This is a genomic window from Vibrio sp. Y29_XK_CS5, from assembly GCF_024181835.1.
GTDB lineage: Bacteria > Pseudomonadota > Gammaproteobacteria > Enterobacterales > Vibrionaceae > Vibrio > Vibrio harveyi.
Window position 1 is genome coordinate 748,444 of sequence record NZ_JAMZAM010000002.1, and the last position, 20,752, is coordinate 769,195.

The 20,752-nt window shown below is 44.5% G+C and carries 21 protein-coding genes; 14 read left to right on the top strand and 7 right to left on the bottom strand.

All coding sequences use genetic code 11. The features are described 5' to 3' along the window. Nucleotides 1-62: 62 nt before the first annotated feature. On the top strand, nucleotides 63-674 hold the full coding sequence (locus NL647_RS13545) for a molecular chaperone (protein ID WP_253650269.1): 612 nt from the start codon (nucleotides 63-65) through the stop codon (nucleotides 672-674). Next, entirely contained in the window at nucleotides 661-1,158 is a 498-nt protein-coding gene (locus NL647_RS13550) for a 4Fe-4S binding protein (RefSeq protein ID WP_253650270.1), read from the top strand. The genes NL647_RS13545 and NL647_RS13550 overlap by 14 nt, the downstream gene beginning before the upstream one ends. A gap of 55 nt (nucleotides 1,159-1,213) precedes the next feature. Here the strand turns inward: NL647_RS13550 and NL647_RS13555 are convergent, their stop codons facing one another. Next, nucleotides 1,214-1,798, bottom strand: coding sequence for an FMN-dependent NADH-azoreductase (locus NL647_RS13555; protein WP_253650271.1), 585 nt, complete (start codon nucleotides 1,796-1,798; stop codon nucleotides 1,214-1,216). A gap of 196 nt (nucleotides 1,799-1,994) precedes the next feature. On the opposite strand from NL647_RS13555, the gene hrpA reads away from it, so the two are divergent. The 4 genes from hrpA (at nucleotide 1,995) to NL647_RS13575 (ending at nucleotide 7,415) form a co-directional block, all read left to right on the top strand. Further along, nucleotides 1,995-6,011, top strand: a complete 4,017-nt coding sequence (gene hrpA, locus NL647_RS13560) for an ATP-dependent RNA helicase HrpA (RefSeq protein WP_301339193.1) — start codon at nucleotides 1,995-1,997, stop codon at nucleotides 6,009-6,011. A 63-nt stretch (nucleotides 6,012-6,074) separates the two neighbouring features. After that, nucleotides 6,075-6,215 carry a hypothetical protein gene (locus NL647_RS13565; RefSeq protein ID WP_009703578.1) on the top strand — a complete coding sequence of 47 codons (141 nt, stop codon included), beginning with the start codon at nucleotides 6,075-6,077 and terminating at the stop codon, nucleotides 6,213-6,215. A gap of 9 nt (nucleotides 6,216-6,224) precedes the next feature. After that, the gene (locus NL647_RS13570) at nucleotides 6,225-6,704 is read left to right on the top strand and encodes an outer membrane beta-barrel protein (protein ID WP_005451857.1); all 480 of its coding nucleotides are present in this window, start codon (nucleotides 6,225-6,227) and stop codon (nucleotides 6,702-6,704) included. 195 nt (nucleotides 6,705-6,899) lie between these two features. Beyond that, nucleotides 6,900-7,415, top strand: a complete 516-nt coding sequence (locus tag NL647_RS13575; protein WP_009698056.1) for an outer membrane beta-barrel protein — start codon at nucleotides 6,900-6,902, stop codon at nucleotides 7,413-7,415. Between the two features lie 91 nt (nucleotides 7,416-7,506). Here the strand turns inward: NL647_RS13575 and NL647_RS13580 are convergent, their stop codons facing one another. The 4 genes from NL647_RS13580 to metA form a co-directional block, all read right to left on the bottom strand. Further along, nucleotides 7,507-7,914 (bottom strand): hypothetical protein, encoded by a 408-nt coding sequence (locus tag NL647_RS13580; protein ID WP_239969307.1) that lies wholly within the window; start codon nucleotides 7,912-7,914, stop codon nucleotides 7,507-7,509. Beyond that, the gene (locus tag NL647_RS13585; protein ID WP_253650272.1) at nucleotides 7,898-9,475 is read right to left on the bottom strand and encodes a S41 family peptidase; all 1,578 of its coding nucleotides are present in this window, start codon (nucleotides 9,473-9,475) and stop codon (nucleotides 7,898-7,900) included. The genes NL647_RS13580 and NL647_RS13585 overlap by 17 nt, the downstream gene beginning before the upstream one ends. Nucleotides 9,476-9,780: 305 nt before the next feature. Beyond that, nucleotides 9,781-10,509: a type IV pilus biogenesis/stability protein PilW gene (gene pilW / locus NL647_RS13590; RefSeq protein WP_009698053.1), complete on the bottom strand. Its 729-nt coding sequence runs from the start codon at nucleotides 10,507-10,509 to the stop codon at nucleotides 9,781-9,783. A 148-nt stretch (nucleotides 10,510-10,657) separates the two neighbouring features. Further along, nucleotides 10,658-11,599 (bottom strand): homoserine O-succinyltransferase, encoded by a 942-nt coding sequence (gene metA / locus NL647_RS13595; RefSeq protein ID WP_005451864.1) that lies wholly within the window; start codon nucleotides 11,597-11,599, stop codon nucleotides 10,658-10,660. Between the two features lie 577 nt (nucleotides 11,600-12,176). Here metA and NL647_RS13600 point away from each other — a divergent pair. The 3 genes from NL647_RS13600 to NL647_RS13610 all read left to right on the top strand — a co-directional run bounded on the left by NL647_RS13600 (nucleotide 12,177) and on the right by NL647_RS13610 (nucleotide 14,051). Next, nucleotides 12,177-12,578, top strand: a complete 402-nt coding sequence (locus NL647_RS13600; protein WP_009698050.1) for a hypothetical protein — start codon at nucleotides 12,177-12,179, stop codon at nucleotides 12,576-12,578. A 306-nt stretch (nucleotides 12,579-12,884) separates the two neighbouring features. Continuing rightward, on the top strand, nucleotides 12,885-13,565 hold the full coding sequence (locus tag NL647_RS13605; RefSeq protein WP_253650273.1) for a hypothetical protein: 681 nt from the start codon (nucleotides 12,885-12,887) through the stop codon (nucleotides 13,563-13,565). Nucleotides 13,566-13,697: 132 nt separating this feature from the next. Beyond that, the gene (locus NL647_RS13610; RefSeq protein ID WP_009701012.1) at nucleotides 13,698-14,051 is read left to right on the top strand and encodes a multidrug efflux SMR transporter; all 354 of its coding nucleotides are present in this window, start codon (nucleotides 13,698-13,700) and stop codon (nucleotides 14,049-14,051) included. Between the two features lie 95 nt (nucleotides 14,052-14,146). Here the strand turns inward: NL647_RS13610 and NL647_RS13615 are convergent, their stop codons facing one another. Further along, a complete protein-coding gene (locus tag NL647_RS13615; protein ID WP_005451870.1) occupies nucleotides 14,147-15,574 on the bottom strand; it encodes an APC family permease in 1,428 nt (475 codons plus the stop codon). Nucleotides 15,575-15,915: 341 nt separating this feature from the next. On the opposite strand from NL647_RS13615, the gene NL647_RS27140 reads away from it, so the two are divergent. Beyond that, the gene (locus NL647_RS27140; RefSeq protein ID WP_255211851.1) at nucleotides 15,916-16,041 is read left to right on the top strand and encodes a hypothetical protein; all 126 of its coding nucleotides are present in this window, start codon (nucleotides 15,916-15,918) and stop codon (nucleotides 16,039-16,041) included. Between the two features lie 147 nt (nucleotides 16,042-16,188). Here the strand turns inward: NL647_RS27140 and NL647_RS13620 are convergent, their stop codons facing one another. Then, entirely contained in the window at nucleotides 16,189-16,818 is a 630-nt protein-coding gene (locus NL647_RS13620; RefSeq protein ID WP_009698046.1) for a LysE family translocator, read from the bottom strand. A 466-nt stretch (nucleotides 16,819-17,284) separates the two neighbouring features. Between NL647_RS13620 and NL647_RS13625 the strand changes: the two genes are divergently transcribed. From NL647_RS13625 to NL647_RS13640, 4 genes are all read left to right on the top strand, one after another. Further along, a complete protein-coding gene (locus NL647_RS13625; protein WP_009696983.1) occupies nucleotides 17,285-18,223 on the top strand; it encodes a LysR family transcriptional regulator in 939 nt (312 codons plus the stop codon). 242 nt (nucleotides 18,224-18,465) lie between these two features. Then, the gene (locus NL647_RS13630; protein WP_009696982.1) at nucleotides 18,466-19,413 is read left to right on the top strand and encodes an LpxL/LpxP family Kdo(2)-lipid IV(A) lauroyl/palmitoleoyl acyltransferase; all 948 of its coding nucleotides are present in this window, start codon (nucleotides 18,466-18,468) and stop codon (nucleotides 19,411-19,413) included. Nucleotides 19,414-19,517: 104 nt separating this feature from the next. Then, nucleotides 19,518-20,048, top strand: a complete 531-nt coding sequence (gene thpR, locus NL647_RS13635) for an RNA 2',3'-cyclic phosphodiesterase (RefSeq protein ID WP_050936429.1) — start codon at nucleotides 19,518-19,520, stop codon at nucleotides 20,046-20,048. Between the two features lie 49 nt (nucleotides 20,049-20,097). Beyond that, nucleotides 20,098-20,670 (top strand): hypothetical protein, encoded by a 573-nt coding sequence (locus NL647_RS13640; RefSeq protein WP_049536141.1) that lies wholly within the window; start codon nucleotides 20,098-20,100, stop codon nucleotides 20,668-20,670. The last annotated feature ends 82 nt before the right edge of the window (nucleotides 20,671-20,752 follow it).

A 20,752-nucleotide genomic window follows, 5' to 3' on the forward strand; every position in this document is an offset into this window, starting at 1 on the left:
TCCCACCTCTTTTCCGTTTTACTTAATCGAAGAATAAAAACACCAGTCATCAAAGGTACTTCATGCAAATTTCTCAACTTGAACCACAAGATACCAGCATCGTTCTTAAGCTGTTTGGTGCACTTTTTTACTACCATCCAAAAGATTACCCAGCGGCAAATCTCGATACGTTGCTAAGTAATACTGATACACCAATTGAAGCGCTTAATGACATGCTACGCAGCTTTCAAAACGAGAGCGAAGAGGCACTGCAAATGGAGCACGACCGCATGCTTGCCGGTATTGGTGAGATGCCAGCGCCACCTTGGGGTTCGGCTTATCTAGATAAAGAAGCGGTGTTGTTTGGTGAATCAACCATTGAATATCGTTACTTCTTGCAGCGTTGTGGCTTTGCTTTGGAATCTGACCAACGTGAGCCAGAAGACCAGATCGGCTTGATGCTGATGGTGTTAGGCATGTTGATTGAAACTGATCAACAAAAACTGGCGGCTGAAATGTTGCGCGAGCACTTGATGACATGGTTTGGCTTTTTCAACAAGCGCTTCAAAAAAGCGGTGACTCTTGCGCCTTACTCAAAACTGTCGAATCTGACTGAAGAATTACTTCAATCCCTGAGTGAGCAATACCAAGTCGTTGTGCCTGCAAAGAGAGATTACTCGGATGCGCCAGTCTGAATCGGTTGATCTAAGTAAGCGACGTCTGTTTTCGTTTCGTCGCGCACCAGTGGAACAAGCTCAAGAGCCTCGTGTTAAAGCGAGACCGCCTTATGCGGTGGAAGAGTCGATGTTCACTCGGCTTTGTGATGGATGCGGAAAGTGCGCTTCGGCATGTCCGAGCCAAATCATAGAAACGGTTGATGGCGTTGCCGCGTTAGACATCAGCTACTCGGCATGTGATTTATGCGGCGCGTGTAAGTCGGCGTGCCCTACATTGGCGCTTTCAAACCAAACAGAGTCTACAGGCTTGATAGCAACTATCTCGAACAGCTGCGAAAACTTATACGGTTATTGCGGCAGTTGCGAGGACAGTTGCCCATATGATGCTTTGCAATGGCAAGATGATGTCAAACCTAAAATTGACGCCGCCAAGTGCAAAGGTTGCGGACAATGCGCGCAAAGCTGCTACAACAGCATGATCAGCTTTGACTTAAAACGATAAAAAAGGGATTGGCGCGAACCAATCCCTTTTTGTTTGTACTCAATTCTATTTAATCTTACGCCAAGGTTGCCAATTGGCTTTGTGCGTCTGAAATGCCTTTTGCTGCTGCGTCTTCGCCCATGTTTAGCGCTTCTGCGTAAACAAACTCCACATCCGTGATACCAACAAAGCCCAATACTGTGCGTAGGTATGGTGTCATGCTGTCGGTTGGTGAGTCTTTATGAAGACCGCCACGAGTGGTGACTACGATTGCTTTCTTACCTTCAATCAGACCTTGAACGCCGTTTTCTGTGTATTTGAATGTCACGCCAGCACGAGCAATCAAATCAATCCAGTTTTTCAGCTGAGTTGGAATCGTGAAGTTGTACATTGGTGCGGCGATAACCAAAGTATCTGCTGCTTTGATTTCTTCAATTAAGGTATCAGATAGGTCAACCACCGCTTGTTGCTCTTGTGAAAGATCTTCTGTTGCACGTAGTGCTGTCGCAACGGAAAAGTCTAAAACCGGCAGTGGATTTGCAGCTAAGTCACGAACCGTTAGCTTATCTTGGTCTACATTTTTGATGAAGTCTTCAACCAGTTTGTTTGATTGAGAGTAATCGCCAAGGATGCTTGATTTAAGAGCTAGTATACGAGACATATGGATTTCCTTTAATAAGTGCTTTCGGCTATGTGATGTATTATATGTAATGCTTAGCGACTCAAAACCCGATGGATTCGCTTAAGTTGTTCGAAAAAATTGAATGACTGCTTGAGGCTGCTTTCCGTTATCTTGTTCTAGCCCTTATGTGCTACAATCCGCGCAGTTTTATGTAATGAAAAGAATAGGAAACGCTTTGACTTCGTCACAGCCCCCAAAAAAGAATCCCGCTGAAGAGCAAGCGGCACCGTCAAATGGTGCGCAAAATGCCAAAGCGAAGCAGGCTAATGCATCTCAAGCACAAGCTTCTCAGAATGCTGCGCCTCAGGCTCAAGTAAATAACGCGGCGTCACTACGCAAGGCACTTAACCAGTGCATGATGCGTGACCGCTTCCGCTTGAGTAAACGAATCTCTGGTGCAAGCAAAATCAAAAAAGACGCAGCACGTAACGCTGTGTTTGATGAAATCGCATTAGACATCGCCAAATCCATGATGGTTGTGGAGCAACGCAGTAGCTACAAACCAACGATTGAATACCCTGAAATCCTTCCAGTCAGCCAAAAACGCGACGACATTGCGAAAGCGATCGAAGAAAACCAAGTGGTTATCGTTGCGGGTGAGACCGGTTCAGGTAAAACCACTCAGCTACCAAAAATCTGTGCTGAGCTTGGTCGCGGTAAATTCGGTCTGATTGGTCATACTCAGCCTCGTCGTCTTGCGGCGCGTTCGGTTGCAAACCGTATTGCCGAAGAGATGGAAACCAAGCTTGGTGAGTTTGTTGGCTATAAGGTTCGATTCAACGATCAGATCTCAGAAAACACCCAAATCAAATTGATGACGGACGGTATCTTACTGGCTGAAATTCAGCATGACCGTTTCTTGAACCAATACGACACCATCATCATCGATGAAGCGCACGAGCGCAGCCTGAACATCGATTTCATCTTGGGCTATTTGAAAGAGTTGCTGCCACGTCGTCCTGATTTGAAAGTGATTATTACGTCGGCAACCATCGACCCTGAGCGTTTTTCAAAACACTTCAACAACGCACCAATCATTGAGGTGTCAGGTCGTACTTACCCAGTAGAAACGCGTTACCGCCCACTAAGTGGTGATGACGATAATGATCGTGACCAACTTGAAGGTATCTTCGAAGCGGTAGACGAACTGTGCGATGAAGGTTTAGGTGACATCCTGATCTTCATGAACGGTGAGCGTGAAATCCGTGATACCGCTGATGCACTGTCTAAACGTAATCTGAAGAGCACGGAAATTGTGCCGCTTTACGCGCGTTTGTCGGCGGGTGAGCAGAACAAGATTTTCCAACCTCATGCTGGTCGTCGAATTGTACTGGCAACCAACGTAGCGGAAACCTCGTTGACGGTTCCGGGAATCAAATACGTTATCGATCCGGGTACGGCGCGTATCAGCCGATACAGTTACCGTACTAAGGTTCAGCGTCTTCCAATCGAGCCAGTTTCTCAGGCAAGTGCGAACCAGCGTAAAGGTCGTTGTGGTCGTGTGGAAGAGGGTATCTGTATCCGCCTGTACTCAGAGGAAGATTTTGAGTCACGTCCGGAGTTTACCGATCCTGAGATCCTGCGTACCAACCTAGCGTCGGTTATCTTGCAGATGACGGCACTTGGTTTGGGCGATATTCAAGCTTTCCCGTTTGTGGAAGCACCTGACAAACGTAACATTCAAGACGGTGTTCGCTTGTTGGAAGAGCTGGGTGCAATTAACGCAGAAGCGAAGGACCCGAAAAAACGCCTAACCAGCATTGGTCGTCAGCTTGCACGCCTTCCTATCGACCCACGTCTAGCACGTATGGTATTGGAATCACCAAAGCAAGGTGCATTGAAAGAAGTGATGATCATCGCGGCGGCATTGTCGATTCAAGACCCGCGTGAGCGTCCAAGTGACAAGCAGCAATCATCAGATGACAAACACAAACGTTTCTTCCATGAAGACTCAGATTTTCTGACGTTTGTGAACCTATGGAACTACATCCAGAAGCAGCAAAAAGCGCTGACGGGTAACCAGTTCCGCAAGCAATGTAAACAAGATTACTTGAACTACTTGCGCGTGCGTGAATGGCAAGATGTGTACTTCCAAATTCACCAGTCGATGCGTGAAATGGAATTCAAACTGAACGATGAGCCTGCGTCTTACCATGGCGTACACAGCTCAATCTTGGTCGGTTTGTTGTCACACATCGGTATGAAAGATCAAGAGAAGAATGAATACCAAGGCGCGCGTAACGCTCGGTTCCATATCTTCCCTGCATCAGGTCTATTCAAGAAACAGCCTAAGTGGATCATGTCTGCTGAGTTGGTGGAAACCTCAAAACTTTGGGGTCGCATCATCGCTAAGATTCAGCCTGAGTGGATTGAACCATTAGCGAAGCACTTGATTAAGCGCAGCTACAGCGAGCCGCATTGGTCGAAGAAACGTGCAGCAGTCATGGCACACGAGAAAGTGATGCTTTACGGTGTGCCAATTGTACCGAAGCGTTTGGTGAACTACGGCAGTATCGATCCAACCGTCAGTCGTGAGCTGTTCATTCGTAGTGCGCTGGTGGAAGGTGAGTGGGAAACCAAGCACGCGTTCTTCAAGCAAAACCGTAAGCTTCTTCAAGAAGTGGAAGAGCTTGAACACAAATCTCGTCGCCGTGACATCTTGGTGGATGACGATGAACTGTTTGATTTCTACGACCAACGCGTTGGCACTGAAGTGGTCTCTGGCAAACACTTCGATACATGGTGGAAGAAAGCATCGAAAGACAACAAAGAACTGCTGAACTTCGAGAAAGAGATGCTGTTCAAGGGCGATGCAAGCCACGTTACCGATTTGGATTACCCGAACTTCTGGCATCAAAACAACCTGAAACTTAAGCTGAGCTACCAGTTTGAGCCGGGCGATGATAGTGACGGTGTGACGGTACACTTGCCGCTACCGATCTTGAACCAAGTCGAGCCTGCAGGTTTTGACTGGCAGATCCCAGGTCTGCGCCATGAGCTTGTAGTGAGCTTGATTAAATCGCTGCCGAAGACAGTGCGTAAGAACTTTGTTCCTGCGCCAAACTACGCCGATGCTTTCTTAGCGCGCGCAACACCAATGGAAGCGCCACTGCTTGACTCATTAGAGAAAGAGCTGCGCCGAATGACGGGTGTGGAAGTTCTGCGCGAAGATTGGAATATGGATCAAATTCCGGAGCACTTGAAGGTGACTTTCCGCGCGGTTGACCATAGAAATCGCAAGCTGAAGGAAAATAAAGACCTTCACGAATTGAAAGAGAGCTTGAAAGACAAAGTTCAAGAAACCCTTTCAAAAGTTGCGGATGACGACATCGAGCAAGAAGGTCTGCATACGTGGAGCTTTGGCGAACTCCCTAGGGTATACCAACAAAAACGCGGTGGTTACGACGTTAAAGCGTACCCAGCGATTGTGGATGCCAAAGACAGTGTTGAAATCAAACTGTACGAGACCGAATACGAGCAGGTCACGGCAATGCAAGCGGGTCAGCGTCGTCTTATCTTGCTGAATGTGCCGTCGCCAATTAAATACCTGCACTCTAACTTACCGAACAAGTCGAAGTTGGGTCTGTACTTTAACCCTTACGGTAAAGTGCTGGATCTGATTGATGACTGTATCGCGTGTGGTGTCGATAAGCTTATCGAAGAGCAGGGCGGTTTGGTTTGGGAGCCAGAGAAGTTTGACGCACTGAAAGAACACGTTCGTGCTGAGCTGGGTGATACAGTGGTGGACATTGCACAGCAAGTGGAAACTATCCTGACGACCGCTTTCAACATCAATAAGAAGTTGAAAGGCAAGATCGATTTCACCATGGCGTTCGCGTTATCGGACATCAAAGCACAAGTCGAAGGGTTGATCTTCAAGGGCTTCGCGACAGAATGTGGCTGGAAACGCCTGCCAGATATTCTTCGCTACATGCGTGCGATTGAGCGTCGTATGGAGAAGCTGCCGATCGATCCAAACAAAGACCGTTTGCACATGCTGAAAGTGGAATCCGTGACGAGCGACTACAAAGAGCTGCTCAACAAAATTCCGAAAGGCATGGTGATTCCAGAGAACGTGAAAGAGATCCGTTGGATGATCGAAGAGCTTCGAGTGAGCTTCTTTGCTCAACAATTGGGCACGCCGTATCCGGTTTCTGATAAACGAGTCAAAAATGCGATTGATGCTTGCTGATCGATCAGTACAATAGCGGCAGTTTTTCTTGTGGGGTTTACTGACTAATCAATGGGTTGTCCAGTGACAGACGCGATTGGTACAGTAATTGCAGATATTTTCCCACAAGTGTTTTTAAGTCATGAGGGAGGCAATGGTTCGCCTCCCTTATGTTTGCAGTACCAACCTCTGCGTGACGCAGAAGTGGGTAATAATAAAGAGTAAAGGTTGATGATGAAGAAAACTCTATTGGCAGTAGCACTACTAAGTGCTTCTTCTGCAGCAATGGCAGATTCATGGATTTATGGTGGTGCTTCTGTAGGTCAGTCTGACTTCAAAGGTGAAACAGACACGTCTTACTCTGTGCACGTAGGTACAGGTATCCTGCCAATTATCGGTATCGAAGCGGGTATTACTCAGCACGGTGAATTCAAGATTGCAGGTCAAGAAACTAAGCTGACTTCATACTATGCAGCGCTTAAACCAAGCATCGACTTCGGTCCTCTGCACGTTTATGCGAAAGGCGGTATTCACCAGTGGGATAAGAAAGTATCTGGCGGCAAAGATGACGATGATCTAGATCTAATGTACGGTGTAGGTGCGGAATACTTCATTTTCGGTCCTATGTCTGTTGGCGCAAGCTACATGAACTACACAGCGGGCAAAGACGACATCGGTACGTTCTCTCTAAACGCGACACTGCACTTCCTATAATCGACGAGTCTTTCGAAGGTTTGATAAACACCGGCAATATGCCGGTGTTTTTTTGTCTGTAAATCACACAAATAGACATTGAACAAAAATTATTCGTTTCTTGACCTTAAAACCATCAATCTTTCGCATATAGTAATTACCTAACTATGCATCACGTGATGTTCCGTTCTGGAATCGAACAGGAAAGGTATAACTATGAAAACAAAACTCTCGTTATTGGCTTTGGCGCTATGCTCATCTTCCGCGTTTGCTGACTCTTGGATTTATGCTGGTGGTCAAATCGGTCAGTCTGATATCGACAGCGAAAACGATACTACTTATGGCGTACATGTGGGTACTGGCATCTTGCCGCTCATTGGTCTCGAAGTGGGTTACTTCAACCATGGCAAGGTAGATTTAAATTTAGCGGGTAGCCGTGGTGATGTGGATCTCTCATCCTTCTATCTTGCGGCAAAACCAAGTATCGACTTTGGTCCTCTGCACGTTTACGCGAAAGGTGGCATCAACGCCTTTAACGTTGAATACAATGGCAACTTAAGCAACCTAGATAAAGACGATGGTGTGTCTTACATGTATGGTGTCGGCGCAGAGTACTTCTTGTTAGATAACATCTCTGTTGGGGCGAGCTATCAAGCTTTTGGTGTTGATATCAATGGTGACAGTGACACCGTAAGTAGTATCACGGGTAACGTGACTTTCCATTTCTTATAAGCGAAACAGTGGGAAGTGCTTCAACGTATTTGAAGGCTTAGAACGAAAAAAGCACGCTGGTACGTACATGAGGTAACAGCGTGCTTTTTACTTAGTCCTGAATCGGATTTGGTCGACACTGTATGTTGGTCAGAGGAATAAACTTATCGCTCTTCTCGTAATACACTCCGCAATCTTCACCTCGTAGTTGCAACGTATATTGATCAGGCAACTCGGTTTCAGCTCCGTTCAATGACACACCTTGCTCATCCATTAATTGTCCAGATACGATCAAAAGATGAGAGTTGGTTTCAAACGTATTTGACGCGATCTTGGGTGGAACTTGATTGCCTTGAATCGTAGTTATTGCGCGCTGAATCTCTGTTACTGTGTCACCAGAAGTCTTGATGCTCAATGCATTCACCATATCATCGTTGTTACTTGATGATGAGCAACCCAATAGCATCACACTCATACCCGCTCCGGTAAGCAAGGTCACTGTTTTAGTTAATGTTGACATGAATAGCCTCTTGTCGAAGTGGATCAATCCCTTGATTAAGTGGAGTACCACCTAGCATTGGCATTGCTCTAGGAGCAGGAGCCACTGAAGGCGCAGCAGGGCAGTTACCTGTCGCCATATAGTTGAGAGCGGCAGAAAGCATACCTTCAGAGATATCGCCTAACGGTGCATTCATGTCATCTGCCACAACACAGCCTTCCACTTTGTCATCTATACCAATATTAGACGATACAAGATTTTTTGCCGTAGGGATGAAGCCATCTGCAAAATCACCAAAGCCTTTTGCGTTGATCGATTTAAACTGAATAGTGTAGTAAACGCTGCCACAGTTTGCTTCAGGCGAAAACCCGTAAGGTTTACCAGTGGTCGTTGTTCCGATTTGAATTACGTCGACATCGATACCACGAAGTGCGTTGATCAGAAGCTCGCTGGAAGACGCTGTGTTGTCGGTGGTTAGGACATAAACACGTTTGGCGCTTAATGTCGGCAAAGACTTGCTTGTTAATCTGCCTGTCGCCCAGTTAATTTCTTTATCAACGAAATTGTAAACTTTACCGCCTTGACCTGACTTTGTGATTTTGTCGTTGTAAACCAATTGCCCAAAGACTTGATTCTGATTCGCCCCCGATAGCATGTAACCGACTTGTGCCGACTGCCAAATCAAACCGCCGCCGTTGTAACGTAAATCCATCACGACTTCGTCGACATTCGACGAAGACAGGCGATTAAACGCATTTATTAATGGTTGTTGAGCTGTTGCTTCGAATGCGTTGAACTGCATATAGCCAACCGTCTTATCTCCGTAGTTGAATACTTTAACGTTTTTAACCGGAGACGTTGCTACATCTTGCGCTTTGATGTTGACAACTTTCACATCACCGTTCTTATCAAGAAACGTAAAGGTGTAGTCTTGATTGTTATTTGGAGAGAATAGGGTGTTGTTGATGTAATCAACGTCGGTTTGAAGTGGTGAGTTAACCACGTCGACGTGATCAATCTTAATCAGTTTGTCGCCGCGTTCGACACCTTTAAGAGCGGCAGGAGAGTTGTCTTCGGTGTAGGCAATTCGAATATCTCGTGGCTCTGTCCCTTGAATAAACTTCCAATTAAAGCCAAACCCAGACACTAAACCAGATTGTTGAGATTTCATGAAAGCATCATAAGAACGAATGTAGTGAAAACGGTCTTTCTTTTGACCCGTTGCGGTTCTTGCTGGCGTTACTAGCGACTTAAAGTAATCGGAAACAGACGCATAGTTGCTTGGATTATTATCTGGAATTTCGTCATACCATAGATAGGTCTCGTGGCTGAAAGCGCGTAAGAACATTTTTTCGTACATGCTTGAGCCAGCTTGGTCCGGGTACGCTTTGCCTGTGTATGGATCAATCCCCGTCCTTACGTTATTACATTGATTGGCATAGCTACTTGCTGATTGAGAAAAATCGTCTGCTGTCCAAGCCGCGCTGCTGGCAGTTGTCGTGCCGTCTCCACCACCGCCACAACCCTGTAACAGTAAAATAGGGAGAGCTGCCAATACTGCTGTGTTTTTATACTTAAACATGGTTTCCCTTACATCTGTGTTAATTGTATACATAAGTCATTCGCGTTGAGCCAAGGATCTTGAGGTCGCTTGGATATAAACATTGACCTTGTATATAAATTCCTTTTACTGAGGCTTGAATGTATAAATAACTGGTTGCATACCGCAAATGGGAATCATCGCAATGTGGGGACGATCACACTCGTTTATGTTGGAAAATCAACGAGCTTCTGTGTGATACAGAAGCTGCTGAATGAATGGGAGATCGTTATTCTGAGAGGCGGGTGGATGAATGACTCAGGGCGAAGTATAGAGTTCACTACCCATCAAGACATTCTGTCCAATTGGTACTGATATTTCTTTTCTAACGCTTCGTTTCCTGCTGCACGTTCGAGTTCTACCATGAGGCGAAGGGAAGGCTTTTTAACACCGTACATTTGGTTAAAGCGCATTAAGCGAATTCGCGCATCGGTGTAGTTGCCACTATCGATTTCAAGTTTAGCCAGTTGAAGAATAGACTTAGGACGGTGAGGGTCATGATCGATTGCGCGAGTGAAATAGTATTTCGCCTTTTCTACATCGTCTGACTTAAGCGCACAAAAACCGGCGTTCTCATAACTTGCAGGGATAAGGTAGTAATAAGGCTGCTCAATTGCACGATTAAACATTTTGTCGGCTTGTTTGTACTCCCCTTGTTTACAAAGGAATGTGCCGTAGTTATTGAGTACGTTTCCGTTCTTCGCGTTTTGGCGTAATGAGCGTTTGTACATTTGTTCCGCTTTGACATCTTCTCCCACAGTTTCGTAATAATGCGCCATAGAGAGTTGTGCACGGTAATAGCTAGGTGCATGGGTTAAGGCTTGTTGAAGGTTATCGTGAGCACGAATCATACTTCCGCTTTCAAGGTAACCTAGACCTAAAGCGATACGCGATTCAGCCATAGCAACAGGATCCGCTTTGACGACAGGGCTTTTACCGTCTTCATTTACGGTCACACATCCCATCAATCCCATCTGTATGACGAGAACTGCTGCACCAAGCTTTACGATTTTCATTTATTTTTCCTGCGTCCCTGTTCCACAGAGCATGATATGAATTACAGCGCAAAAGCCTAATGAGGAAAAATTACTATGCGATCAGGTTAGCAAACTGGTACAAAAAAGCCGCCAGTTGGCGGCTTAGTTCACATTCTAATTCAGCGACTTAATCGTCTTTCGTAAATGCATCTTCACTGAAGTGGTCCAGATCATAAGGCGTTTGTTGGTAAACGCAGTAGTTAAGCCAGTTAGAGAATAGTAAGTGACCATGACTACGCCAACTCGCGCATGGCGGATTATCTGGATTGTTATTTGGGTAGTAATTGATTGGAATTGCAGGTTCCATGCCTTCACCCAGATCGCGAATGTACTCGTTATGAAGAGTATGGGAATCGTATTCAGGATGACCGGTCACAAAGACATTACGTTTGTCTTTGGTTGTTGCCAGATAAACGCCAGCAACATCAGATGTCGCGAGAATATCAAGATCAGTGTGCTCTTCTAAAAACTCCGGTGAAAAATCTGCATAGCGAGAGTGCGGCGCTAAAAATGTATCATCGAAGCCTCGTAAAAGAGGATGGTACTGGTGGTGAATGTTATGGTGATATACACCAGACAGTTTTTCTTTACGTGTTTTCTTTGGCAAGTTGTAGAGAAGCTTCAAACCAGCTTGCGCTGCCCAACACACGTAAAGAGTCGAAGTGACGTGGTCTTTTGCCCACTCCATAATGGTTTTCAAGTGGTCCCAATAGATGACGTCCTCAAACTGAACCAAGCCTAGCGGCGCTCCCGTGATGATAAGACCATCGAAGTTTTTACCTTTTACCATCTCAAACTGACGGTAGAAGGTATCAAGGTGTTCAGTCGGTGTATTCTTGCTTGGACGATTGTCGATTCGAAGTAGCTCAACATTAACTTGCAAAGGGCTATTGGAAAGTAGGCGAAGAAACTGCGTTTCGGTCTCAATCTTTTTTGGCATCAAATTGAGAATAAGCACTCGCAATGGACGGATTTCCTGACTCGCCGCTCGACTCTCGCTCATCACAAAGATGTTTTCTGTCCTTAATACATCACTAGCGGGTAATTGATCTGGAATTCTAATTGGCACGGCTTTCTCTCCCTAAGCTTAACTTTTTAGACGTCTATACTTCTAAAGCTAACGTAATTGCTTGCGGATGTCGACATGAAATGTGACTTTGAACGGGATTTCTTTTCATATGGCTCAATCTCAGCAGAAGCTTGCGTTGTAAACCCAAGTGACTCGTTGCCGATTCTTGACTTAGACCCACTAGACCTTTAAATCGCCGCCGCGTCTACAAACCAAGTCATTCTCTCGGAACCTAGCATTTAGAGATTACTTGGGTATACATCTGAGCGACGACAAGAAATCGATAACTCACCTTGATACATCTAATGGCGAATAATAAGACACGCTATGTTCCATGACTGCCGATGAAATTTAGCTCAGTGCTGTCAGGTCATGTCGATAAGAAAACACAAACTACCAACTGTGATTGCTGCAAGATTTCTGAATACATTTTTGTGAAACACAGAGCGTAGAGTTTGAAGGCAATTATGAGATCGAGTTAGTATAATTTTTGAACCCTAATACTAAAAACACGAAAGGGTTCACCAACTCGTGCTTATGTACACAGTTTGGATAATCATCGTCAGCGGAGGATATCATGTTCGGTATTTTTAAGAGAAAAGAGACCATTCAGAGCATCGCACATCAAGTTCCTAATGTTTTACTTAGAGAGTTTGGCGATAAGAACAGCTACTCACCAGATGAAGTTGATAAGGCGCTATTAGAGCTAGGTCATGAGAAACATCGAGATATGACGCGCTATCAATATGCGTATGGGATGTTTACTAGTCTCGCGAGTTACGAGCAGTTGGGCTTAACGCAAGAGCTCGGTAATTATGGGCACTTCCAACGCGAAGTCGGTAAAATGTTGTTGAATACACCAGAACCTATCGATATGCATATTTACTTTGAGCTTGCTCAACAACATCACTTAAGTGGCGGTCAAGCCAATGTTGGTAATGAAGCCAATGTCGTCGATAGTGTTGATGGCGGTTATTAGTGCGATCATTTCAAATTCATTTCCTTGCAGGCTTTCCACACCATTCAGAGCAGAGCTAATAGCGGTATTTCGATGAGCGGGCACAAAGTTCCGAGTGTTACGCTCACTCAAGTTCGTTAGAAGGTACTGTCAAAAGTCCGTAATCTCCTTTTTTAGCTAGCGTATTTTTAGTTTTTCATGCGTGTCTGTGTGCATATTTTGACGTTGGTCAAAAATGTGCCAGTTTCTCTCTCGCTTATATTCATCTTGTCCAATACTAATCTGAAGTTGGCTTTCAGTTTTGGAACAAAGATCATGGAGAGGGATATGCAAAGGTGGCTTAGCGCACTCACACTCGCGGGATTAGCGGGATGCAGTTTGTCTAATGAGATTTATATGGAAGGACGAACTCTTTACTTTAACGGTGAGATTACAGCAGAGAAAGTAGCAGAGGCAATTGAGTTAGCAAATGTTCAACCAAATGGTGTGGTTGCCATGATGATTGACAGTGACTCTGGTGAATATCGTCCTGCTATGGAACTTGGACGCTGGGTTTATACCAACCAAGTCCATTTGATCGTCAATGGTACATGTGCGTCTGCCTGTGCGAATTATGTATTAACCGCAGCACCGAGCACCTTAGTGATGAAAGGCTCTGATGTACTTTGGTTTGGCGGTGCCATGCAAGATGAATGGGATGTCGATGGCTTTGATCAGAAAGAGCTTGAGCAATGGCAACAGTCGCTCAGCTTATGGCGTCAACATGAGGACGCGTTTTTTGCCTTGGTTGATGTTAACCCTAAGATCACCATGTTTGGTCATATGAATAAACGCGAGAAATTACACAAAGCAGGGTGTGATATCGACGATGCGGCGTGGATATACCATATTGATGATATGCAAAAGCTTGGACTGAATAATGTCGTTTATGCAGACCCAGACGCTTTGATCACAGCACGGAAAGATGCACCTGGTTGCGTCATCAATTTGGAAGATTCTGACTTTTGAGTGTGATTATTACACCTGCGTAAATGTGAGTTGCATCACTTTTTATAGCGCGCTGACGGATTTTGATTATAATGCGCCGCTCAGAGATTCGATATGTCATCGAGTTCAGGTTAATTGAGCGTTGATTGCCTTATGTTCAAAATGCTTGTTTCTATGCCTCCATTGGTTGCGTTGTCTATTGCTATCGTGTGTGAGGTGATTGCAACTTCTTCTATCCCTAAAACTGAACAATTTACCAAGTTGATGCCAAGTACCGTGGTTATTATCGGTTATGGCATCGCTTTCTTCCTATTGTCTGTCACTGTGAAAAGTATGCCTGTTGGTCTTGTGTACGCAATTTGGAGTGGGGCAGGCATTGTTCTTGTTGCTGCGGTTGGCTACTTCCTATACGGACAAAAGCTCGATCTTGCAGCTATCGTCGGTATTGGTTTTATTCTTACTGGCGTAATGATTGTGAACTTGCTGTCTAAGACGGTCGGTCACTAATCCAAAAGTTTATCAATAAAAAAGCCGCGAATGATTCGCGGCTTTTTGTTATCTGAAGAAACACTTTTTTGCTATCTAAAGAAACATTGATCAGATTAATTCGCCATCGCTTCAATCAATTGACCTTGTTGGCGACGCTTACGGTTGCGGTACATCACCGCTGCAATTGCTGGCAAGCTGAAGGCGATAAAGCCAAGAATCAAAGCGTAAGCACCAGTTTGAGCACTAATGCCTGCTGGTACATCGAATGAAACGAAGATAGTTACTAAGCAACTGACCAAGCCAAGTGTTGCGACTAACATCATACCGAACTTGCCGCCAGGCACGCGGAATGGACGTTCAATATCTGCATGTTTACGGCGTGATACCAAGAAGCTTACGAAGATACAGATGTACATCACCATGTAGAGCTGAGTCATTAGAATATTCAATAGCCACATGCCTTGGTTCACGTTTGGTACCAAGATAAACACCAAAGAAAGCACACTCACAATCGCACCTTGTAGCAAAAGAAGTGGAACCGGCGCTTGGTTCTTATTTTCTTTTGATAGCGTCAGTGGCATGAAGTGGTCTTTTGCGGCGACGTGTAGGCTCTTGGTTGGTGCAATGATCCAGTTGTTTAGGCTCGCTAAGCTGCCAAACACAATGGCAAGTGCGATAACTGGCAGCATGAATGACATGTTCAAATCATCAAAGAACGCTTTGAATGCCAGAATTACGCCCTCGCTCAAGCTGGAATGATCGCTCGATACTACGGAAGAGATGGAAAGTGAACATGCAGTCAAAGAGACTAAAATCAACACAGTTGAAGCAATCAGCGCCTTAGGGTAAGTCTTTTGCGGATTGTCGACTTCACTCGCGTAAGACGTGGTTATCTCAAGTCCTGTTAGAGAAAGCACAACTGCTGTAAAGCCTGCACCAATACCATCTTGCGAGAAATCCGGTAGCCAGTCAGACGCATGACGAAGGGAGATATGCGATTCACTAGGGTTGGTATAAGCCCAGTAACCGCCCAAGCCGATGATCAGTAGGATAGGGAAGATAAGCCCCAAAGTGCCAAACACATTGGTGATGAGCGAAGACAAACGCAAACCAAAGATGTTGACCAAGGTCAGAGCCCAGAAAATCACGTTAATCATGATCAACATAAAGATGTTGTTTTGTGCCAGTTCAGGGAAGAAAGGATACGCACCAGTCGCGACGATGAATGAAATGAGCGGTGGGTAGTACACAATGTTCTCGGCATACTGATACCACACGGTCGCAAAACCAAAGTTTGGACCTAACGTCTCTTTACCCCATAAATACACACCGCCTTGTTGCGGATAAGTGGTACTCAATTCTGCACAAACTAATGCGGTTGGAACGAAGAAGCAAAGACCAGCCAATAGAAAGAAAGAGATGGCGTGACTACCAAATAAGGCGGCACCCGGAATGTTCCTTATACTGTCGACGGACGTAACCGTAATCATGATGACAGAAAAGACACTGAGTTTGACGGCGGATTTGGCGATATTGCTCATTCGATACCTTTAATGATTGAGCCACGAATTCTGGATGCGAACCCGCGTGCTACAAGTAAGACCGGCGTATTGTAGGGCTGCAAGAATCTGTGGGTATATAGCCAAAAATGGTATGTATTTACCCAAAAATGAACCGAAATCTCAGTGGCTTAATCGTAATCAATTTAATCGTTTGCTCTGGTCAAAAAACACAAAATTGAGTTAAAAAATGCATATTAATAAATGTGTTTATAGCGAATTATTTATTACCGAAAATATGGAAATTTAGCGGATTTTTGCCAATGTTTGACTCTCACCTTGGGGGAAGGTCTAGATTGGATACGACCAACAAGTTGTAGAAGATGGAGAAAATGATGGGATGTTGTAATCAAGCACCAAAAGGTGGCACTGGAAAGCTATCGTATTTATTAGGTTTAGTCGCAGCACTGTTTGTTGTGATCTTATTGTTGGCTGCGGTATTTGGCTAACATAAAAAGACACCGAACGCACGCTGTTGAACCAAGTCGTGCTCTTTAAATAAGCACTTCGAGGGGCTTAGGTGTAAGTTAAAACGGTATAAAATAAAAAACACGCCAAAGAGCGTGTTTTTGTTCGTTCAGAAAAACTCGTTGTGTCTAAAACCGAGTATTTGCTAACCCTACGCCGAAAGAGATAAATAATGCACCGCTAACGTAGTTCAACCACTTGCTGGTTTTCGAAGAAGTAAGCAGTACTTTCAATTTCGTTGCGAAGAAAATTACGAATAAATACCAACTTGCCACAATACCTGCTTGCAGTGCTCCTAGAATCATACTTTGCTCAAGAATATGTTCTGGTTGTACAAACTGTGGGAAAATCGACAGATAAAATAGCACGATCTTCGGGTTAAGAAGGTTAGTGAGTAATCCTTTCACAAAGGCTTGTTTAAGAGTTTGTTCTTCAACTTTACGATCGAGCTTTAACTTCTGGTCAGCCAGTTTAAGACCGCTTTTTAGGTTGTTGATCCCCAACCAAACCAAATACGCAACGCCCATCCATTTAAGAATGTTGAACGCCAATGCCGATTGAGAAAGCAGCAAGCTCAACCCTTTTGCGGATACAAACGCATGAATCATAAAGCCAAGTGCCACACCAAGGATGTTAGCAATGGCAAAGCGGCGGCTCTGCGTCAGTGCAGTAAACAGTATCAACAAGGCATTGGGACCTGGAATTATCGCTAGAAAGAAAACAATTCCGCCGAAAGCCAACAAGGTATCGAGGTTCATGGTTATTCCAATAGAAAGGTTACACGCTGTTTATACACCTGCTTGTGTTTAAAAACAAACGACTATACCCAAGTAACTTCAAGATGCAGGATTCAGAGCGTTGTCATTGATTCTAGAGTAAGGAAAACAACGCAGTGTAATAGCCAGCTCTTTCCAAGTTGTTTGACGCAGCAATCGGGTCAATGACACGCTCCCAAAGGGCGACCTGCCTTGGCTTGTATACTTTGTTGCCGATTCTTGATTTAGAATGACTAGATCTTTAAATCGCCGCCGCGTCTACAAACCAAGTCATTCTCGCTGAACCTAGCATATCGAGGTTACTTGGGTATATTAGAATTCTATTTGGCAGAAGGGGCAATGTAGATCAAGTAGGTTAACTGACTTAAGTAAAAGTGAGTTTTCAAACATGCTTATCTTTTCTAAAGCATTATAATCGACAGAAAATTATCAAATAGGATTAGATAATATGTTGCTTGAAGATCTGCAAGTCGTGCTCAAAGTCGCTGAGTTTCGGAGCATCACTGGGGCTGCTACAGCCCTCGATATGAGAACAGCAACGGCCAGTGCAGCAGTGAAAAGGGTTGAAGCTTCTTTAGGTGCGGAGCTATTCGTTCGTACTACACGCCATTTACGTTTGTCCAGCGCCGGCGAACGTTACCTTCCTCAATGTGAAAAAGCGCTAGAGATGTTAGAACATGCAAAGCAGAACATGCGTGAGGATCTCGATATCATTGATGGAGAGGTGCGCATTGCTCTCTCTTCCGATTTAGGGCGCAATTTGGTTACGCCATGGTTGGATGAATTCATGGATAGCTACCCAAAAGTCACATTGCGAAGCAACATCAGTGACAGCAACATAGATTTTTACCGCGATTCGGTTGATATGGCGTTACGTTATGGTGCACCCACCGATTCCAGTATGTATGGTTTTAAAATCTGTAACGTACCTCGATTATTGTGCGCTACACCCGAGTATCTCAATCTCGCAGGAACACCGAAGCATCCGCAAGATTTAGCTGAGCACAATGGGTTGCTTTATCAGTTGCACGATACGTTGCAAGATGTCTGGGGGTTCTCTGATGGCAGTGCTGAATACAAAGTGAAACTTAAAGGAAACCGAGCTTCGAATGACGGAGACTTAGTTCGACGTTGGTGTGTTTCAGGCAAAGGATTAGCCATTAAATCTTGTCTAGACATGTCGCAGGACTTACTGGATGGCAAGGTAATGAATGTCATGAGTGAATATAAACCGACGCCGACGGAGCTATGGTTAATTTGCCCAAGCCGACAGTCTATAACGCCAACGGTAAGGCTACTTAGAGATCTGTTTAGAGAGAAAACAAACGCTATTCTGTCTGAATTAGTAAAAGAGAATGTATTAGATAGCGAAGTTTTAAAACTCTAGTCTTAACTCGTCGCCTTTTGTAACCACGAAAGGCGGCTTTTTTGTGTCCATTCGACGAAAATCACGACCTTTATGTTCAAGTTGATAGGTCTGACCGCAATATCGGAAAGTTCTTATTGTGTGTTGTGTTAAAGAGCCCTAGAATCCGCGCGCTTTAGTTTTTGTAATAAGCACAGCCAATGATTTTAATCTCTATCATTGTTTTTAGAACTTTATAGGCGAACTCGTCTGATGACACATTCATGAATAAGCATACTGCACCAAAATTCAAGGCAGAATTTCTGGCTCCTCGCTACTGGGGCACATTGATCATTATCGGCATCATGTACCTTTTTAGTCTCCTCCCATTTCGTGTTCAACTCGCGCTAGGAAGCGGAATTGGTCGTCTTGCTATGCGATTAATGAAAAAGCGACAAGTCACGATCAAACGTAATTTAGAACTATGTTTTCCAGCGATGAGTGAACAAGAGCGTAATGCGATTTTAAAAGATAACATCGACAACGCAGGTATTGCCTTATTCGAAACCGCGATGGCATGGTTCTGGTCGGATAAACGCGTGAACAAACACGTGACAATTGAAGGTATGGAGCACATCGAAGCGCTTGAGAAACAAGGGAAGGGCGTATTAATGCTAGCGGTTCACTCAATGAACCTAGAATTAGGTGCTCGTGCGTTTGGCATCAAAAAATCTGGTTCTGGTGTTTACCGACCAAACAACAACCCCTGTTTTGACTACTTTCAATACAAGGGACGCTCTCGTTCGAATCGTACATTGATCGATCGTAAAAATGTTAAGGGCATGCTCGAAGCACTCAATACTGGTCATCGCGTTTGGTACGCACCGGATCATGACTATGGTACGCGTCGCTCGACGTTTGCACCTTTGTTTGCAGTAAAGCGTGCATGCACTACGACAGGAACAAGCTTGCTCGTCGATTCAACAGACTGCGCAATAGTACCATTTACCATGGTTCGTGGTAGCGATGGTCACTATACATTGACCCTTCGTGCTCCTGTTGAAGGTTTTCCGAAAAATGCCCCAGACCAAGCGGCAGTGTTTGTAAACAAGATCGTAGAACAATCGATCATGGCATGTCCGAGTCAATATATGTGGTTGCACCGTCGTTTTAAGACACGCCCTGATGGTGAATGCTGTTTGTATAAACCTCAACTTGCACCCGCAATGTGAACACCAAGCCCAGAAGTTTGTTCTGGGCTTTCTTTTATCTGTTGATTCATTTCCATAGGCTTGTTTGCCACAATATGGATATTCTGGCTTTAAGGACGTTTATGATGAGATTGTTTTTTGCAATGACGTTTGACGATGCAAGTAAGTCAAAGCTCAAACTGATTCAAGATAAGCTGAAGCAAAAGGGAATAGAAGGGCGTTATACCCGAAAAGACAACTTCCATATTACTTTGGCGTTTATTGGTGAATCGACCAACGAGGAAACTCTGCAACTCACAAAGATTCTCCACACAGTCACGCCTTCTTGCGATCAGATTGTCGTCGATCATCTCGGCACGTTTCATCAAAGTGGTAGACAGTTAGCTTGGCTAGGCATCAAGAACAATCCCGCCATAGCAGAACGACAAAATGCATTAATAGAAACTCTAGAGCACCATGGGTTTGTGACAGAGTCACGCACGTACGTCCCTCACATTACATTAGCTCGACATGTCGAAAAACAAGCCCCTTTGGATGAGGTCCTTATTTCACCGCTAACAATACCAATTTACTCCATCGCATTGATGGAAAGTAAAACGATAGAGGGGCAATTGAGCTATCAAGTTATCGAAGAAGTCGCTTGTTCATCTTCTTGATGATGTTTATGTTATTAAAACTGTCAGCAATGAAGTAAGGAGGTAAGTAATGGAAATACTCGACTATCAAATGGATGATGCTTCGATACACGCACTAAAGCGCATTGTAGGATTAGAATGCAAGTTAATGACAAGTTTTGATAATACGTGCCTTGAATCAGATCCGGTGACAAGCTTATCTCCATTGTTTTTTCAGATACCTACTGGTTTTGTTGAGCTGACAAACGAATGGTACACAAGCCCCCAAGGTCATGACTTTCATTTGCCAGTAGCAAGGTTTGTCGATGAGCTGAATCCACAAGAGGTAAAGCTGACACAGCTTGAAGGCGTGAGGTTTTGTGAAGAATCTAAAGTGATCGAGTGTATCGACGTCATTCGATTACGCAGCCGTAAAGCAGTAAAAGAAAATTTGGCTGATAAAGCGTTTGTCCCTTCTTCAGAAGTTGTTATCTACGACTATGGGCTCAACATTATGTTTGTTGATGGCACTTGTATTGCAGTAAAAACGGAAGATGATTCGATCTTGGGTGAGTGGCTTATTTCTAATGAAGCAATTGAGCCGTATCACCTTGAAGATGTTTACCAAGAAACATTAGAAATTCGTAGCCGGATAAGAGCTTAATTGGAGAGAGCAGCACGCGTTGCTCTCTTATTCAATCACGATCATGGAAAATAACCGCTAATACTCATAAAAGTTTGGAGGC

Bases quoted from the DNA above. Each gene is read 5' to 3' on its own strand.
- NL647_RS13545 (WP_253650269.1), top strand. From the start codon at position 63: ATGCAAATTTCTCAACTTGAACCACAAGATACCAGCATCGTTCTTAAG.
- NL647_RS13550 (WP_253650270.1), top strand. From the start codon at position 661: ATGCGCCAGTCTGAATCGGTTGATCTAAGTAAGCGACGTCTGTTTTCG.
- NL647_RS13555 (WP_253650271.1), bottom strand. From the start codon at position 1,798: ATGTCTCGTATACTAGCTCTTAAATCAAGCATCCTTGGCGATTACTCT.
- NL647_RS13570 (WP_005451857.1), top strand. From the start codon at position 6,225: ATGAAGAAAACTCTATTGGCAGTAGCACTACTAAGTGCTTCTTCTGCA.
- NL647_RS13575 (WP_009698056.1), top strand. From the start codon at position 6,900: ATGAAAACAAAACTCTCGTTATTGGCTTTGGCGCTATGCTCATCTTCC.
- NL647_RS13580 (WP_239969307.1), bottom strand. From the start codon at position 7,914: ATGTCAACATTAACTAAAACAGTGACCTTGCTTACCGGAGCGGGTATG.
- NL647_RS13585 (WP_253650272.1), bottom strand. From the start codon at position 9,475: ATGTTTAAGTATAAAAACACAGCAGTATTGGCAGCTCTCCCTATTTTA.
- pilW (WP_009698053.1), bottom strand. From the start codon at position 10,509: ATGAAAATCGTAAAGCTTGGTGCAGCAGTTCTCGTCATACAGATGGGA.
- NL647_RS13600 (WP_009698050.1), top strand. From the start codon at position 12,177: ATGTTCGGTATTTTTAAGAGAAAAGAGACCATTCAGAGCATCGCACAT.
- NL647_RS13605 (WP_253650273.1), top strand. From the start codon at position 12,885: ATGCAAAGGTGGCTTAGCGCACTCACACTCGCGGGATTAGCGGGATGC.
- NL647_RS13610 (WP_009701012.1), top strand. From the start codon at position 13,698: ATGTTCAAAATGCTTGTTTCTATGCCTCCATTGGTTGCGTTGTCTATT.
- NL647_RS13615 (WP_005451870.1), bottom strand. From the start codon at position 15,574: ATGAGCAATATCGCCAAATCCGCCGTCAAACTCAGTGTCTTTTCTGTC.
- NL647_RS27140 (WP_255211851.1), top strand. From the start codon at position 15,916: ATGGAGAAAATGATGGGATGTTGTAATCAAGCACCAAAAGGTGGCACT.
- NL647_RS13620 (WP_009698046.1), bottom strand. From the start codon at position 16,818: ATGAACCTCGATACCTTGTTGGCTTTCGGCGGAATTGTTTTCTTTCTA.
- NL647_RS13625 (WP_009696983.1), top strand. From the start codon at position 17,285: ATGTTGCTTGAAGATCTGCAAGTCGTGCTCAAAGTCGCTGAGTTTCGG.
- NL647_RS13630 (WP_009696982.1), top strand. From the start codon at position 18,466: ATGAATAAGCATACTGCACCAAAATTCAAGGCAGAATTTCTGGCTCCT.
- thpR (WP_050936429.1), top strand. From the start codon at position 19,518: ATGAGATTGTTTTTTGCAATGACGTTTGACGATGCAAGTAAGTCAAAG.
- NL647_RS13640 (WP_049536141.1), top strand. From the start codon at position 20,098: ATGGAAATACTCGACTATCAAATGGATGATGCTTCGATACACGCACTA.